Consider the following 16,354-nt stretch of genomic DNA (forward strand, 5'->3'; position numbering starts at 1 on the left):
GCGGTGCCTTCTTTAGCTTCAACAGCCTGATGCAAGCCCTCAGACCAACGTCGACCTGGCATGGTACGTCCAGTATGCTCATCAACGATAATGACCTGATTGTCTTTAACTATATAGTCAACATCACGATGAAACATCGCATGTGCTTTTAAAGCAGCATTAACATGATGCATCAACATGATATTGCTAGCATGATACAGACTTTCACCAGAAGTAAGTAAATTAGCATTGGTGAGCAACTCTTCTATATACTGATGTCCTGCATCAGTCAGATGAGCCTGCTTCTGTTTCTCATCTATGGTAAAATGCCCTTGATCGCCTTCTTCTTCCTGTTTTTTCAGCAAGGGGATCAATTTGTTAATTTTAATATACAGTTCGGAACTGTCTTCAGCAGCACCAGAAATAATCAAGGGAGTTCGTGCTTCATCGATTAAAATAGAATCGACTTCGTCGACGATAGCAAAATTCAATTCACGTTGAACTTTATCTGCAAGACTGAATGCCATGTTATCCCGCAAATAATCAAAACCATATTCATTATTCGTCCCATAAACAATATCAGTTTGATAAGCAGCTCGTTTTTCACTCGGGGACATATCTGGGTAAATAACACCTACGGTCAGCCCTAAAAACTCAAATATAGGCTTCATCCATTGGCTATCACGTTTGGCAAGATAATCATTCACCGTCACCACGTGCACGCCACGTCCACTAATAGCATTCAGATAGGCAGGCAAAGTAGCAACCAGAGTTTTACCTTCCCCGGTACGCATCTCAGCAATATTCCCTTCGTGAAGAACCATACCGCCAATTAACTGCACATCAAAATGACGAAGTCCTAAAGTACGAAGAGAAACTTCTCTGACTGTCGCAAAGGCTTCAGCAAGTAACTCATCAAGACTTTCTCCGTCTTTAAAACGAGCTCTGAACTGTTCTGTTTTGGCTGCCAATTCAGCATCAGTTAACGCTTTCATCTGCGATTCAAACGCATTAACGGCCAATACTGCCTTTTCCATACGCCGTAATGTACGCTCATTTCGGCTTCCAAACATTTTCTTAATCAACGTATTCAGCATGGCCTGGATAATCCTCTGGATGTTCTAAATAACAAACTCATTAATGTACTAGAAAATAGTATAAAATGCCACGAATACATGATATTTACATGATTAATTACAGTTAAATCAACTTTTAGGAGGCATAAGTACAAACTTGATAATGTATCCTTTCATCATTTGTTCAAAATGCCCGTTATGTGGGCTTAAATATAAAATACACAGCGCCAAGCAAACAAAAACCAGCCCAAAGATAATTTAAGGTAATTTTTTGTCCCATATACAACATGGCAAAAGGAACAAAAACGGACAAGGAAATAGCTTCCTGCATAAATTTCAATTGAGATAAGTTAAAATTTGCTTCTGTATAACCAATCCTGTTCGCTGGTATTTGTAATAAATATTCAAAAAAAGCAATTCCCCAACTAATCAATACAACCATTAAGAGGGGTTTGTTTGTAAATGATTTCAAATGCCCATACCAGGCAAAAGTCATAAAGGTGTTTGAAAGAACTAATAATACAACGGTAAGTAGTGCATTGCTCATAGGGTTTCATAGTCCTTGATCGACTCTATGTCTTGTAAATAATGAGTCAATTCAGAAAAAAGATCTGTATTTTTTGATTGTAGTACGTGCATTAATTTTTGTTTCCACTGACTTGCTCCTGGTAATCCATGCGCTAATCCAAAGATTGGTTTTACCAATAAACTCAAAGGAATGCCTTTACTGAACTCCGCAATTAAATAATCCAGATAAAGAGCAAACAACTGACTGCGCTTAATTAACATTGATTCAGGATATAAAGCATGATGTATCTCAGCAATTCGATAGGGATTATCGCATGCCAAGCGCCCTAGCATCACTCCATCAACATAATTAAGATGTTTGGTGATCTCATCAATTGATAAAACATTACCGTTAATAATTACCGGGATCTGCGGAAGCTCCTGTTTAATCTGATAAACATAATCATAATTCACCGGAGGTATAGTTCTATTTTGCTTTGGGTTCAATCCATTTAACCAGGCTTTTCGTGCATGAACAATTAATTTATCGCTACCCGCCTCAACAAGGCGATGAGCAAAGTCACTAAAAAATGCATAACTGTCCTGGTTATCAACACCTATTCTTGTTTTCGCTGTAACAGGAATACTCACGGCCTGCTTCATCGCTCGAATACAATCAACCACCTGCTGTGGTTCATTCATCAGGCACGCGCCAAATCGACCAGCCTGAACCTTGTCACTTGGGCATCCCAGATTAAGGTTAACTTCATCATACCCATCTTTCTCCGCTTTCTTTGCACATGCGGCTAAAGCCAGAGCATCTGAACCACCTAATTGCAGAGCAATTGGGTGCTCAACGTCAGTATAATAAAGAGCTCGTGCAGGATTATTGACAATTGCACCAGTGGTCTGCATTTCAGTGTATAAAAGTGCATGAGGTGCGAGCATGCGCATCAGGACACGAAAATGACTGTAGGTCCAATCGATCATAGGAGCAATTGATAATTTAGAAGACAAGAAGTATCACCATATATAAAATTAAAAACATATTCATAGTACTAATCCATGGGAATTATATCTCAAGACCAGTAGTTTGCGCAAAATTTAATCTCTTCGACGTTCCTCCGGACTCATTAAATTCATTGCCTGAACTAACAGCTGCAACCTGGATTTCCCCATAAAGAAATTAACATCCAGCTTATAGGCAGCATGAATGCTTTTGGCTCGATGGTTAGGCCAAGCTTTTAAATCAATATTAAAGGCAATCGCGTCAACCTGCACTGTGCTTTTGGGCAGTGCCAAAGTCATTTTCAAATGATTTTTTCCTACAATGCGCTGATCAAGAATTTCAAATACATTGTCAAATACCGGCTCAACAAATTGTTGTCCCCAGGGGCCGGCTTGCTGAATCAACTGTGTCGTTTCCAAGGAAAATTCGCCAGGTAACAATGGACCATCAGTTAACAGTTCCCCTTCACATTGCGACAAGCTCAGATGTTTATTGACTTCATCAGTTAGTGCCTTACGAAATGTATCCAAAAATTCTGGCTTAATACTTAATCCAGCCGCCATGGCATGGCCACCAAATTTCGTAATTAATCCTGGATGATCTTTATCAACAGCAGCCAACACATCTCGTATATTCAAATCAGGGACAGAACGCGCAGAACCTTTTAATTCATCGTCACTGACCCAGGCAAAGGCAATCACCGGCCGATGATAGCGCTCTTTCATTCTTCCAGCCAGAATTCCAATCACGCCCTGGTGCCAGGTTTTATCAAACAGGCACAATGCAATTGGTAAATGATTGTCTTTATCTGGATTAAGAGACAATTTATCCAAGGCAAGCATAGCCTGCTCTTTCATCTCCATTTCAATTTGTTTGCGTTCTTGATTCAACTCATCTAACTGGGTGCAATAATTTCGCGCTTGTTGTGGATCTGATGTGATTAAACATTCGATACCTAGCGCCATATCATCCAATCGTCCTGCCGCATTTAATCTTGGAGCTATAGCAAATCCCAAATCGGCTTCTCGAAGCCTGGAACATTCTCTTCCTGAAACCTCAATTAACGCTTTAATTCCTTCGCGGCATTGTCCCTGGCGTATACGAGCCATGCCTTGATTGACCATGATTCTATTATTTTGATCCAACCCCACCACATCAGCGACCGTTCCCAAGGCAACTAAATCCAGAAAACTGGCCATATTCGGTTCTGCGATGTTTGTGTCACGAAACCAGTTCGCGTTAATTAAATGCCGTCTTAAAGCAAGCATTACGTAGAAAATAACACCAACTCCCGCTATAGACTTGCTTGGAAAAGTACATCCTTCTTGATTAGGATTAACTATTGCACAGGCATTGGGGATGGTTTCGGCAGGTAAATGATGATCCGTAATCAATACATCAATCCCCAGATTATTTGCTGTTTCAACCCCATCAAAACTTGCAATGCCATTATCTACAGTGATAATTAAATGAGGCTGCCATTTGCTAGCCACTTCAACTATCGCAGGAGTTAACCCATAGCCAAATTCAAAACGGTTAGGCACCAGATACTCAACGTGCTTCGCGCCCATAGCTTTTAATGCAGTAATCGCAACAGCAGTAGAGGTTGCCCCATCTGCATCAAAATCACCAATAATTAGAATACGCTGCTGCATACGCAATGCCGTTTCTAACCGAATGCACGCCTCTTTAATCCCTTTTAACAAGGTAAATGGAAGTAGGGTTTGTAGTTGCTTGTCCAATTGAGCTGCATCAACAATGCCACGAGACGCATAAATGCGTTTTAGAACCTCTGGTACCTCAGGAAGATTTAAAGTATGTGTAGGTATTGGACGTTGTTTAATGAGCATGAGAGAACTTTCTCCAAATTCTGGTAAACCAATTAGGGCGGACATATGCGTAGGCGGAGTCATTCCAAAACCAATGAACTGAGCTTTTTAATAATTCGTGCTGGTGCTCTGTGCTTAACGTAGTAAACTCGTTAAGAAGAATGATCGGATAATCTTCAAGACGTATTAACGAATTGTAAACCGTAACCTTGTTAGAACAAATGCTAGCAAGAAAAACATAGCACTCATCGCTACAAATGGGTACTGTCCTTTTCTCTACTAACGTTCCTGCCCCCCAAGCCCAAATACCGTTTACCTTCATTGCATTGGGTTGTGAAGCAAAAAACATCTGGCATTCAGTAAAAAACTTTTGCCAAAACATTGTAGAATCCAATTGAGCTAATTCAGGCATGAGTGAATGATTCATTATCCTGTGAACAGGGCGAGCATTCAGATAAGGCTTATTAGTCACCTCTAATAACCAGGTATGTTTATCATGATAATAAAGCATCATACCATCATCAGACAGATAATCGCTGAGTAATTTAAACCAGTGTCTGGACTCTTGTTCACTCAGTTGTAACTCATTATCTGTAGCAATGATCATGGCATCATTATGAGTTGCCTGCCACCGAACCGGACTCAGAACGACCCAATTTCCTTCAAGGTGGTGAATTGTTCGTAACAAATCACCCAATGGAGGATTAAGAGGGTCATAACCAAGGCTAAACAACAAATTAAGGGCCACATTCTTTTCTGATGTTAATAAGGTAACATCACCAGGTATTGCAGCACATTCAGAATTAATTACAACATTCATACTAAACAGCCTTCAGTATTCCATCTCGCTTAAATAATGCCTTCAGATTTCTTAAAGCCTGACGCGTACGGTCTTTATTTTCTATGAGGCCAAATCGAACAAAGCCATCGCCTTGCTGACCAAACCCAATTCCTGGAGATACAGCCACATGAGCATCTTTTAATAAATATTTACTAAACTCCAAGGATCCCATGGATAAATAATGAGGAGGAATTGGTGCCCAGACAAACATGGTCGCTTTAGGCCTCTCCACTGTCCAACCGAGTTCATTTAACCCATCACACAGAAGATTTCGTCGCTTTTCATAGAGATCTCTAATCTCTTTGACACAATCATCAGGCCCCTCCAGAGCAGTAATTGCCGCGACCTGGATCGGGGTAAAGGTGCCATAATCCAGATACGATTTGATTCGCGTCAAAGCAGAAACAAGTTCTTCGTTACCACAAGCAAATCCAACTCTCCAGCCTGGCATATTATATGATTTAGACATGGAATAGGTTTCAATAGCGATATCGATGGCTCCTGGAACCTGCAATATCGAAGGTGCCTTATAGCCATCAAACACAATATCAGCATAAGCCAAATCATGAATAACCCAAATATTATTGCGTTTCGCCAAACCGACAACTCGTTCAAAAAACGAATACTCAACACAATGAGTGCTTGGGTTAGACGGAAAATTAATAACCAATGCCTTAGGTTTTGGCCAGCTGCTATTAATCGTCTCTTCAACAGCTTCTAAAAACTGTGTTTCATTGATCAAAGGAATTTGCTTGACGTTGGCCCCTGCGATAATGAATCCATAAGTATGAATCGGGTAAGCAGGATCAGGCACTAAAATCGTATCGCCAGGCCCGCTAATCGCCAATGCCAAATGGGCTAGCCCTTCTTTTGAACCGATTGTCGCCAATATTTGCGTTTCACTATTCAAATGCACGTCATAATTACGCTGGTACCATTGAGCCATTGCACGTCTTAATCGTGGTATCCCTTTCGACATGGAGTAACGATGAGTATCAGGACGCTGCACTGCTTCGATGAGCTTGTTAACAATATGAGGTGGCGTAGGTTGATCAGGATTGCCCATGCCAAAATCAATAATATCGTCTCCACGTGCTCGTGCTTCTGTTTTTAGTTGATTTAGAGTATTAAAAACATAGGGGGGCAAGCGTTTGATACGTGGAAATTGACTCATAATATTGACCTCTGTGATATACTGTTAGCCACTATAACCCAATGAAATACCTAAAACCATGAATATCAATTTAGAAGCCGCAGAACAACACGCGATTCAGGCATACGGCGATAACAAGATTCAGATAAATTCCATCATTTATGAAGGTAGTTTAATTGTTTCAAGAGAAGAAATCATTACTGATGTTGCAATAAATAATATTCAGAATATGAATGACGAATATTTAAACTTACTCTTGAAATCAACTCCTGAAATTATCATTATCGGTCATGAGAATACAGGTAAGTTCCCACCCTTTTCAATTATCAGCCATTTATCTAAACAAAGAATTGGTATTGAATGCATGTCAATCGGCGCAGCGTGTCGTACTTATAATGTATTATTGAGTGAACATCGACAGGTTGTAGCTGGGATTATTATTTAGTATCTTTTAATGATAATGAGGAGGAACCTGTTCATTTTAAATAAACTATACTAAAATAACGAACAGAGTAACGCAAGAATTACCCTCATATACGGAATAAATGTTATGACTTCATGGAATCAGACGCAATTCCGGGATAATTTTAGGTTCTTCAGGCATCGATGGTTCATCTTCACCCATTGTGAACGACGCTATTGTTGATATGCTACGGGTAATTAGCGTTATTAGTGTTACTGGAAATAAAATCAAATTAATTGCTGCTTGTAACGTGCGCGTAGCTATTTCCTCAGTAAGATTGATGCTTAATGAAGGATCCTCAACACCACCAAGGAGCACACAACCAGCAATAGCGACACCACACATGAGAGCTCCTCCTATAGGCGCAGAAAACACAAGAGAAGACATTACCGCCAGAATAGCTGCAGGTTGTAATGTATTTCGCACACAAAACATGAATTCTTCTTTTGATTTATAAGGCTTAAAAAACATTTGTCTCATATTATAACTGGGGTACTCATTTAATCATACTGTATCAGACAAACCATGATTATGAATGATATCAGCTGTCCCGGTTAAATGTGCATTATGTAGTTTTTTCATCTTAATATCTCACCAAGCCCATTATGGTTACAAATTGTACTATTTTGAACAAAAAAATAACAAGCATTAATGGAGAGAGAACAAATTATTGGTCTTTACTAACTATGACCCTACTAAAGGTATTACTCTCCGCCAAGCAATGCATGAGCATGGAATTTATCATAGGAGAGATTTACATGCCTCGAGTAACGTTTATTGTTCAATAAACTGATTCTAAGTTTGTCGTCTTGCTTCCAAAACATTGGGGATTTGTTCCAGTTTTGCCAATAGCCTGGACAAGCTGTTTAACCCATCAATTTCTACAGTCAAGGTGATATAGGCGGTATTGTCATGTTTGTTAGTATTCGTTTGCAAAGAAAAAACATGAGCCTTTTCATTAGACAATAAAGAGGTCACATCCTTTAACAACTCTGAACGATCAAAAGCTTTGATCAGCACATCCACCACATAATTTTCACGGGTAGAGGTTCCCCAGGTTACCTGTAAAAAGCGTTGTTTCTGTTTCTCACTCGCATGAATGATATTCGGACAATCTTTTCTATGAATAGAAACTCCTCTCCCAATGGTTATGTATCCCATAACTTCATCGCCAGGAACCGGTTGGCAGCATCTGGCCATAAAGGTGAGCAGATTGCCAACACCCTCGATACGTAAATCACTCCCAGTGACTTCTGGCTTCTGTTGTGGTTTGGCAAATTTAAGCAGATTTTGTTCAGTGGTTTCAGGCGGTGTCAAGCGATTGATGATTTGACCTATTTTTATATCACCACGTCCCAGGCTGGCATAAAGATCGTCTGTTTTTTTAAAGTGAAGGGCTACAGCAACATCATTTAATTTGTCCGATTTGATCCCTAAAGATTTTAATTCTTTATCTAATAACTCACGTCCATCATGTACGTTATCATCGTAATCCTGCATTTTAAACCAATGTAACACCTTGGCTTTGGCTCGAGCGGTTTTCAAATAATTCAAATGAGGATTTATCCAATCTCTGGAGGGTTTAATTTCCTTACCCGCCAGAATCTCTACTTTATCTCCTGTCTTCAATTGATAAGTCAGAGGAACAATATGACCATTGATCTTGGCTCCGCGGCATCGATGCCCCAGATTACTGTGCACATGATAAGCAAAATCCAGAGGTGTAACTCCTTGTTGCAAATCCAGTACATCTCCATCAGGAGTAAAGACATAAACTCGATCTTCCAAAAATTCAGTAGCTATATTTTCAGCCACCCCTTTATTAGTAGCCATTTCCTGATGCCAGGACAATACATCTCGAAGCCATTCAATTTTACGTTCATGGCTCTCTTTTCGTTGCACTCCCCCCTCTTTGTACTTCCAATGGGCGGCAACTCCCATTTCGGCTAAATCATGCATGTGAAAGGTTCTGATTTGCACTTCAAATGCTCGCCCTTCTGGTCCTTCGACAGCAGTATGCAGCGATTGATAACCATTTGGTTTGGGATTGAAAATGTAATCATCAAATTCAGCAGGGATTTGCTTCCATAAGGTATGGACCATACCTAATACTTCATAACATTGGGCTTCGGTATCAACGAGTATTCGAACAGCAGTCGCATCATAGATCTCATCCAATGAGACATTTTTGCGCTGCATTTTTTTATAAATACTGTGAATGTGCTTTGAGCGACCATAGACCGCAAAATGATGAGCTCCTGTAGCCTTAATCTGATGGTTGAGCTGCTCGACTATCGCGTTCACAAAATTATCTCTGTCGAGGCGTTTTGCTTTAAGACCTTTGGCTATCGATTTATAATCATCAGGGTGTAAATGCCGAAATGCATGATCTTCCATTTCCCATTTGATTGCTCCTATCCCTAATCGATTAGCTAAAGGAGCGTAAATTTCCATTGCCTCTGTAGCCAATTGCTTTCGTACAGTTTCAGATAAATGGCCGGCTGTTCTTAAAACACATAAACGCTCGGCTAATTTAATCAGTACGACGCGAACATCATCCACCATCGCCAATAACATTTTGCGGATATTATCAATCTGGTTTTTGTTTTGCGGGTATTTATTAAGTGCTTGAAAATTATTCATTGCACTCATTTTTTCTATGCCCTTGACCAATTTGGCAATATTATGTCCCAATTGCTCTTCTACATCATCAATAGACAGATCAGCATAATGAACGTTTTCAAAAATAATCGCGGCAGCCAGGGTTTCCTGATCGACCTCCAAATCGGCAAGCAAATCAGCCATAGACAAGCCTTGCTGCAAACAAGACTGTCCCGTCTCTGTCGCATGCTCCTGCCCTGCAAGTTGACTCAAAGTGCAGGCACTACGAATGAGCTCAAGACTTTCCAAATAACCTTTAGAACTCAGCTGGTGAAGCCACATTTCAACATCGATGCTTCCATCAGCTAACAAAGGGGTAGTATCTTTTACTCTAACCATGAAAATTATCCTTTTTCAAACAAGGCTATAGACTCAACATGCGCCGTGTGGGGAAACATATCCATAACACCGGCTTTAATCAAAACATAACCTTTTTGATTCACAAGTATATCGGTATCTCGGGCTAATGTTACGGGATTACATGATACATATACAATACGCTCAGGATTAATTGCATCAATCTGATTCACAATTTCCAGAGCGCCAGATCTTGGAGGGTCAATTAAAACTTTATTGAATGATTGTTGCACCAAATTACTTACTTCCGCTACATCATCTAAATTTGCCGCATAAAAATCTACATTACGAAGACCATTTGCTTCGGCATTCATATAAGCGCGCTCGACCATGTTTTTACTGCCTTCGACACCGACAACACGCTCGCAATATTTAGCCATAGGTAAGGAAAAATTCCCGAGCCCACAGAATAAGTCTAGCACTTTATCTGAACTTTTTAAGTCCATTAACTCCAAAGCTAATGAAACCATCTTTCGATTAAGCTCAGTATTTACCTGGGTAAAATCCGTAGGATGAAATTTAAAGGTGATTTGTTGGTCAGGTAATTGATAGCTTAAATAATCACCAGAATGTTCTGGATAGAATGAATGAACAGTATCTGGCCCTCCGGACTGCAAGAAAATTCGGTATTTGTATTGCTCTGCGAATTGCTCAAGAAGCTGTTTATCATGGTCATTTAACGGATTCAAGTTCCTGAAAATTAACGCTATTTCATCATCACCCGCAGCAACTTCGATCTGAGCGATACAATGTTTATCTTCCATTGCAGCAATCAATGTTCTAAGCGGGATAATATCCGCATCAATTTTGGCATTTAAAACAGGACATTGAGTTATTTCTGCAATGTATCGTGGACTGTTTCGTTCTCTGAACCCAACCAGAGCTGATTGTTTTTTCTCAACAAAGCGAACACTTAATCGAGCTTTGTTTCTATAGTTCCAGTGAGCACTGGTCAATGGGGGAAGAATAGACTGCGCTGAAGTATGCCCAAATCGAGTTAACAAATCCACTAACTGTTCTTGTTTCATATGGATTTGCTCTTGTTCATTCATATGTTGCAAAGAACACCCACCACATATTTGATAATGTGGGCATTTAGGTTCCACTCTCAAAGGAGATGGCTCGATAATGGATAGCAGCTTGCCTTCATCAAAGTCTTTTTTTACCCTGGTATACTGAAACTCAACCAGTTCATCGGGTAACGCTCCTGGTATGAAGGTCGCTTTACCATCAATTCGTGCCACTCCTTTCCCATCATGGCTAAGATTTACTACTTCAGCTCTTTGTGGTGTTGGATCAGGCCTGGATTTAACTCTTCTCATCAAAATAATCTCACAAATATATCGCTTTACAAATTTCACGCTAATTATAAAGGTTGTATGGAAGTAAACAACAAATAATGCCCGTTAAATTAACACCTTAATCAAGGTAACGCACAATGTTGAAGAATATCACACGAGCTTTAGCTTTGTCATTGCCATGCGTCATCTTAAGCAGGCTACGCATGAAAAAATCCTTGACTTATACGTTCCGCGGTTTATCCGTGAAATCCAGTGCTCTTGCTAGATTCAATATCACTTTTATATCGTTCAATTTAAGTTATAATTACCACAGCATCCAGTTCAATCAGTGGTTAAATGTCGAAAGAAACCTTATATAAACTTCAGCAGCTCCTTTTGGAAAAAGAAACCGAGCTTAGCAATTTATCTATACTTAGTGAAAAGCAGCTCCATATAATCCAACAATTGAAAGAGGAACTCAGATTAGCAAAGAAATTAGCTGAATCAGCCAGTAGAACCAAGACGGAACCTTTGTCTCATATGTATCATGCCATCAAAGCCCCTCTTTCAAGCATTTCCGGTTTTTCTGAAGTATTGCAATCAGAATCTCGAGACCCTCGGCTCAGAGAATATGCGGAGAATTTAGCAGCTTCAAGTCAGACGCTACTGCAACTGCTTGATGAAGTTAATGTTACTTCAGAAACAACGCCTTTGCCTTCAGCCAATACAGCAAACCTCACCAGTAATGCCCGCATTCTTGTTGTTGAAGACAATATCATCGCACAAACAATTGCTCAATCCTTGTTAACCAACCTATCCTGTCAAGTTGATGTTGCCTCCAATGGAAGTAGAGCCTTAGAACTGTATACTCTAAATGAGTACGACCTAATTTTTATGGATATAGGGCTTGGAGAAGGCATGGATGGCTTTGAAGTCACTCGCCGAATTAGAGGCCTGTCGCCACCAAGTCAGCATATCCCGATAATTGCTCTGACAGGTCATGCAGGAGATAATAACAAGCAGCGTTGTATTGAAGCAGGTATGGATGAAGTAATCATCAAGCCACTCACTCAGTCCCAAGCAATAGATAGCATAAAAACGTTTATCCCAATAAAACAGGACAAAACATTAATGACTGTAATGCTTGCCAAAAAGGAACTACCAGAAAATTACAGTGAATTATTTAATCTAGAACAGTATCCCTTATTTGATCCAGAAGTTGCTCTAAAAAACTGTGGAAATAATGATGTATTGATAGAGCTACTAAAGTTAATGATTAGCCAGGAAATACCCCAAGAAGAAGAACGCATTAAAGATGCATTTGAAAACAAAGAGTACCCTCAGGTAGAAAAAATAGCTCACAAAATCAAAAGCGGAGCAATGTATCTAGGCACAACTCGAATGAAGTTTGCCTGTCAATATCTTGAACGCTACTGGAAAACAGGGGAACGTGAATTATTCAATGAATTATATCATCAAGCAGTTAGAACGATTGATGATACCAGTAAATACATTTCCGAATGGTTAAACAAGCCCTCGCACATGTAAATTTGCATGTGCCATCATAATAAATAACTTAACATGAATTATTTACATCATAACGTCAGATAAAGTTGGAATATGCAAAAAAAAACATGTAGAACCTCAATAACAATAGCAATAACAGGAGAACCTGAAGAAGTTTCCGCATTTATTGAGACGCTTAATAACTATCCAGGAAGCACCAAAGACGGAATAGATTTCATTACGATTGAACTCAACTCTTATATCTTTGAAATTTGGAATATGAACAAGCTGCGATACAATTTAAGCTTCCACGACCACTACATCGAAAAAGCCAACATTATTATCTATATTAATCCGCATGATACTGATATTTATCTGTGTGAACAGATAAAAAAAGACAATAACTTATGGTTCTGCTTGAATTTTAAATCTATTAAAGAGATACCCAACAATTTTCTTAAGTCTGTAATTACATTCAAAACCAGCCTAGAGCATGAAAAGAAAGCTAATGATAGCTTTCCTCATAAATGGAGATTAATAAAATCAGGAGCAAAAACAGAAAATGACAAACAATTGAACCCAGATTGCCTTTTTAATAAATTACCAACAGAAATAACAGATAGAATTCTCATGGAATCTTATATGTCCAATAGAAAAAACTCTTCTATAGAGGAAAATACTCATCTGTTTTTTCACATGTCTACAGAGATAGAGGTAAATCCCTCCTTGGAGGATAATGAACGGAAGGAAAAAAAACAAAAACGAGTGTTTTGTTTAATTCAATAAAGTGAGCGCGTCAGCATTGGAGTTTGTCTAAAAAAATTAAACTCAAACATGTAAAATATCTGTTCAGGATAACTGTTACGGCTCGCTTTTATAAATGCATCTGCTCGCAACCATCACATCTTTGTAGCCCAAATTAAATGCAGATATAATTTAATTGTGGTTCACTTTAATTACCACTAACCAACAATAAACCCAAATTAATTGCTAACATACGATTATATTCGCAATTAATCTGGGCTAATCGCAGTTAATGTGAGTCAAATTTTCTATAGGCGTAATTAAATTGAGCCTAAAACTAGTTTCATTCGCATTTAATTCGAGCCCATATTGTGCTCTTCTTGCGAGCCGATGCATTTATAAAATGCGAGCCGTAACAGATAACAGAGCAAGTCAGCTCATACTATAACTATCTACATCATCTGAATGATCTGTAGCAACAGGCGCCCCGTCTTGTAATGCTTTGAAAAAGCTGTAACGTTGCAGAGACTCTTGAACAAAGCTTTGTTTTTCAACCATGATTATATATATATTTACAGCACTTATTAATGACAATAGCAAAGTAAATGAAGCTAAAGGCTGTTCTTTAAACCAATAGGCAACGCCAAGAACGGTTACAAAAGCAATTATGTGTGTTCTTCGATGTAATTGAATACTCTCAACATCGTATTCAGCATATACATCAAAGTAGTATTTCATATATCTAGTACCTGCCAGTTCCATTATGATTTTTCGCCATTCTTGAGAGACAAGAGACGCCTCAGGGATAATTTTTGCGTCAAGAAGATCTAAAACTTGTTTTTTTAATTCTATAGGTAAATCACTAAACATTTAATGTTTCCACTTAAACACAAAACTGAGCAACGGTAACACATATGGAATTTAATTTAAACTTAAAGACATCATTATACGCATCTCAATGCTCAACAAGAGCAAATAAATGACTCTTAGTTAATAATTGACATTAACAGAGCATTTACTATACTTAATAAGTAACTACGATTCGTTTAAATGTGCTGCAAAGCTTATTTTAGGCCGATTTTTCATTATCTATCGGCATTGTTAGAAACAAGGAAGTAAATAATTGCATATGAATATCAAAATAATTAATTATCTTATGGGTTCTGTGGTTTCCTTATTAATGCTTGGTACTGATACGTCACAGAAAAAACCAGCATTCCGGCTAAACTCATTGAATACAAATCAAGGCATGGTGAATTAGGGATATGTATTATTTTCTGAATAAAATTAATTTAAGAGAGAAATTCCATGTATGAATACCGATATAAAAATTTTCTTATAAATTATGAGATTAATTTCTCAGATGAATTAAAAGTGTATCTTGCTACAGGTGAGGCTAAATATTCAGATTGCACACAGGAATTTAGCACCCTGGATTATTCACTAAAAGGCGTAAAGAAAGAAATTAAAAAATTAATCGAACAGTACGTTGATTTTGAGTGGGAACAAGCCCGGCTTTTAAATGATAAAGTGCATGTACCTCATTGACTTCAATTTGATTAAAAACCTCTGATTAGGAGCCACTTATTCAGTGTCATAAGGAGCTCGCATAGGAAAAGATCAATGAGGTTCCTTGTTGGCCATTACTTTTCCTTTGTCCAAAGGCTCGAGAGGCACCAAAAGCCATATAATCACATAAGCAAGAAAAGCAGCACCTCCCGCCAGAAAAAAGATAATAAACAAAACACGAATCCAGAATGGATCAATTTTAAAATACTCCCCTAGCCCACCGCATACCCCGGCAATTGTTCTGTTAGTCCGTGAGCGCCATAGTCTCTTATAGGGTTTATTCACCGTATCCATTTGTCTCCCCGACGTGATTGCCAACGACCACAAGCAATAATAGAACTATTCTTTAATATAGCTTATTTATATAAGAAATTCCTTGCATCATGTAGATCACTCGGTGCTGTCTCTGAATCTTTTTGCCCATTAATTACACATAGAATGAGGATGCAGTAATTATATACTTCTGTCTGGAAGATAAATTGCTATGGAAGAGCTTCTGGCATTTGGCCTTCTTGATGAAATTAATTCCTTTTGTTCACAAACCATTCTATGTTCTGAATATTAGTAAACAACGATTATTAACCAACCAAATTTGACTTATCAAGTAGTTTCACTATAGTTAGCAGGTAGACCATATCAGCTAAAGCCTATTGAATTTAATGCGAAACCGCCTTCAGGTGGCTTCTGTAATTTTATAATGCTCTTAAATTTAAAAAAGTAAAGATACAACCCCATTCGTTAAAGCAAGAATGCTACTATTTTGCCAAGGAGTTATAAAATGAAAAAAATTATTACAGGTTCACTGTTAACCCTATTTATTACTACAGCTTCTTTTGCAGAATCTACAATTAACACACAAACGAACTCATGGAAAAGCATTCCAATTACAGTAGATGAAGATGCAAACACATATACAACAGCAAAAGACTCTTTGATGCCTGAGGGAGATTACTACTACACGTTCTCCGGCTATCGCTGTCTAAAAAACAAATCTAATGTTGCAGGAGAAACTCCATTGATATTAAAACCAGAGAATGGTGATGGGACTGAAATTTATTGTTATAAAGATGAATAGCATAAAAAAGATAAAGCTGAATGCACTTGAACTGAGAGATTTTATATCCTCTCAGTTCAAAGCATAATGAATGTTGCTATGCTCCAAGAATAACTGATACAAATACGTACCGATGAGTTTATTCCCGGAATATGCAAACAAACACATTGTCTAATTCGATAACACGAGCCAATATCTATTATAATACATAGGTACTAAGGGGCTATTCACAGAGATACCCACAGAAATTGTGGATAAATAGTCGTTGTCACGAAATAGAATTGATGTCTGTGAGTAATTATTACGCAGGATTATTCCTGTTTCAA

The 16,354-nt window shown here is 38.5% G+C and carries 17 protein-coding genes; 6 read left to right on the plus strand and 11 right to left on the minus strand.

Annotated features, from left to right (window positions below):
* From Q0495_RS09180 to alaC, 6 genes are all read right to left on the minus strand, one after another.
* The coding region (locus Q0495_RS09180) for a DEAD/DEAH box helicase (protein ID WP_367274405.1) at positions 1-1,076 on the minus strand (1,076 nt) is incomplete at its 3' end.
* A gap of 175 nt (positions 1,077-1,251) precedes the next feature.
* On the minus strand, positions 1,252-1,602 hold the full coding sequence (locus Q0495_RS09185; protein ID WP_298625228.1) for a DMT family protein: 351 nt from the start codon (positions 1,600-1,602) through the stop codon (positions 1,252-1,254).
* Positions 1,599-2,579 carry a tRNA dihydrouridine(20/20a) synthase DusA gene (gene dusA, locus Q0495_RS09190; RefSeq protein WP_298625230.1) on the minus strand — a complete coding sequence of 327 codons (981 nt, stop codon included), beginning with the start codon at positions 2,577-2,579 and terminating at the stop codon, positions 1,599-1,601. The genes Q0495_RS09185 and dusA overlap by 4 nt, the downstream gene beginning before the upstream one ends.
* A gap of 87 nt (positions 2,580-2,666) precedes the next feature.
* On the minus strand, positions 2,667-4,421 hold the full coding sequence (gene recJ / locus Q0495_RS09195) for a single-stranded-DNA-specific exonuclease RecJ (protein ID WP_298625231.1): 1,755 nt from the start codon (positions 4,419-4,421) through the stop codon (positions 2,667-2,669).
* Complete coding sequence (locus Q0495_RS09200) at positions 4,411-5,220, minus strand: hypothetical protein (RefSeq protein WP_298625233.1); 810 nt, start codon at positions 5,218-5,220, stop codon at positions 4,411-4,413. The genes recJ and Q0495_RS09200 overlap by 11 nt, the downstream gene beginning before the upstream one ends.
* A gap of 1 nt (position 5,221) precedes the next feature.
* Complete coding sequence (gene alaC, locus Q0495_RS09205; RefSeq protein ID WP_298625235.1) at positions 5,222-6,415, minus strand: alanine transaminase; 1,194 nt, start codon at positions 6,413-6,415, stop codon at positions 5,222-5,224.
* Positions 6,416-6,473: 58 nt separating this feature from the next.
* On the opposite strand from alaC, the gene Q0495_RS09210 reads away from it, so the two are divergent.
* Positions 6,474-6,839: an Mth938-like domain-containing protein gene (locus Q0495_RS09210; RefSeq protein ID WP_298625237.1), complete on the plus strand. Its 366-nt coding sequence runs from the start codon at positions 6,474-6,476 to the stop codon at positions 6,837-6,839.
* A gap of 111 nt (positions 6,840-6,950) precedes the next feature.
* Here the strand turns inward: Q0495_RS09210 and Q0495_RS09215 are convergent, their stop codons facing one another.
* The 3 genes from Q0495_RS09215 to rlmD all read right to left on the minus strand — a co-directional run bounded on the left by Q0495_RS09215 (position 6,951) and on the right by rlmD (position 11,197).
* Entirely contained in the window at positions 6,951-7,328 is a 378-nt protein-coding gene (locus Q0495_RS09215; protein ID WP_298625239.1) for a hypothetical protein, read from the minus strand.
* Between the two features lie 324 nt (positions 7,329-7,652).
* Positions 7,653-9,857 carry a GTP diphosphokinase gene (gene relA / locus Q0495_RS09220; RefSeq protein WP_298625241.1) on the minus strand — a complete coding sequence of 735 codons (2,205 nt, stop codon included), beginning with the start codon at positions 9,855-9,857 and terminating at the stop codon, positions 7,653-7,655.
* 5 nt (positions 9,858-9,862) lie between these two features.
* Entirely contained in the window at positions 9,863-11,197 is a 1,335-nt protein-coding gene (gene rlmD, locus Q0495_RS09225; protein ID WP_298625242.1) for a 23S rRNA (uracil(1939)-C(5))-methyltransferase RlmD, read from the minus strand.
* Between the two features lie 315 nt (positions 11,198-11,512).
* Between rlmD and Q0495_RS09230 the strand changes: the two genes are divergently transcribed.
* Together Q0495_RS09230 and Q0495_RS09235 are read left to right on the plus strand one after the other, a co-directional pair.
* Complete coding sequence (locus Q0495_RS09230) at positions 11,513-12,703, plus strand: response regulator (protein ID WP_298625244.1); 1,191 nt, start codon at positions 11,513-11,515, stop codon at positions 12,701-12,703.
* A 72-nt stretch (positions 12,704-12,775) separates the two neighbouring features.
* Positions 12,776-13,447 (plus strand): hypothetical protein, encoded by a 672-nt coding sequence (locus tag Q0495_RS09235; RefSeq protein WP_298625246.1) that lies wholly within the window; start codon positions 12,776-12,778, stop codon positions 13,445-13,447.
* A gap of 390 nt (positions 13,448-13,837) precedes the next feature.
* Here the strand turns inward: Q0495_RS09235 and Q0495_RS09240 are convergent, their stop codons facing one another.
* On the minus strand, positions 13,838-14,275 hold the full coding sequence (locus Q0495_RS09240; RefSeq protein WP_298625248.1) for an F-box protein: 438 nt from the start codon (positions 14,273-14,275) through the stop codon (positions 13,838-13,840).
* Positions 14,276-14,534: 259 nt separating this feature from the next.
* Between Q0495_RS09240 and Q0495_RS09245 the strand changes: the two genes are divergently transcribed.
* Positions 14,535-14,666, plus strand: coding sequence for a hypothetical protein (locus tag Q0495_RS09245; RefSeq protein ID WP_298625249.1), 132 nt, complete (start codon positions 14,535-14,537; stop codon positions 14,664-14,666).
* 47 nt (positions 14,667-14,713) lie between these two features.
* Positions 14,714-14,953: a hypothetical protein gene (locus tag Q0495_RS09250; protein ID WP_298625251.1), complete on the plus strand. Its 240-nt coding sequence runs from the start codon at positions 14,714-14,716 to the stop codon at positions 14,951-14,953.
* 72 nt (positions 14,954-15,025) lie between these two features.
* Here Q0495_RS09250 and Q0495_RS09255 read toward each other — a convergent pair whose 3' ends face one another.
* A complete protein-coding gene (locus tag Q0495_RS09255; protein WP_298625253.1) occupies positions 15,026-15,268 on the minus strand; it encodes a PspC domain-containing protein in 243 nt (80 codons plus the stop codon).
* Positions 15,269-15,752: 484 nt separating this feature from the next.
* Between Q0495_RS09255 and Q0495_RS09260 the strand changes: the two genes are divergently transcribed.
* Positions 15,753-16,049 carry a hypothetical protein gene (locus Q0495_RS09260; RefSeq protein ID WP_298625256.1) on the plus strand — a complete coding sequence of 99 codons (297 nt, stop codon included), beginning with the start codon at positions 15,753-15,755 and terminating at the stop codon, positions 16,047-16,049.
* Positions 16,050-16,354: the final 305 nt, after the last annotated feature.

Origin of the sequence: uncultured Legionella sp. (assembly GCF_937871865.1) — a bacterium.
Lineage (GTDB): Bacteria > Pseudomonadota > Gammaproteobacteria > Legionellales > Legionellaceae > Legionella.